Source organism: Maribellus luteus (genome assembly GCF_003576475.1).
Lineage (GTDB): Bacteria > Bacteroidota > Bacteroidia > Bacteroidales > Prolixibacteraceae > Draconibacterium > Draconibacterium luteum.
Genome location: NZ_QWGR01000146.1, coordinates 1 through 613, shown reverse-complemented (window position 1 = coordinate 613; position 613 = coordinate 1). Strand labels below are relative to the sequence as shown.

1 protein-coding gene is annotated in these 613 nt (G+C 64.9%); it reads right to left on the bottom strand.

The genetic code is table 11. The features are described 5' to 3' along the window. Positions 1 to 613: acyl-CoA dehydrogenase family protein (locus tag D1614_RS28340; RefSeq protein ID WP_262707243.1), on the bottom strand; the 613-nt coding region annotated here is incomplete at both ends.

Sequence of the window (613 nt, the reverse complement as noted above, 5' to 3'; positions counted from 1 at the left end):
GGTTGTCTTCGTCGATGGCGACAAAGCGCGTCACCTGCAGGGAGTCCGCCTCGTAGACCAGCAAATCCAACGGCAAACCCACGGAAATATTCGACTTCAGCGTCGAATCCATTGAGATCAGCGCGCACTTCGCGGCTTCGTCCAGCGGCAGCCCCGGGCTGACCACGCGGTCGATGATGGGCTTGCCGTACTTGGCCTCGCCGATCTGGAAGTAGCAGTTCTCGGGCGTGGCTTCAATGAAGTTGCCCGCTGCATAGACGTTGAACAGGCGCGACCGCTCTTCGCCAATCTGCCCACCGAAGATAATGCTGACGTTGAAGTCGATCTTGGCCTTGGCCAGCCCCAGGCTGCGGCGCACGTCGGGATGGTCGAAGATCGGGGCCGAGGCCTCGCCGGTCCAGGCCGAGCGGCCCTGCCGCCGTTCCTGCGAGAAGGCCAGGGCCTGCTGGTAGGCGCGCTCGGCGATGGCCACCCCCTGCACGCCGACGTTCAGGCGGGCGGCGTTCATCATGGTGAACATGTGGGCCAGGCCCTGGTTGGGCTGGCCGACCAGTTCGGCCTGGGCGCCGTCGAACAGCATGACGCAGGTGGGCGAGCCGTGGATGCCCAGCTT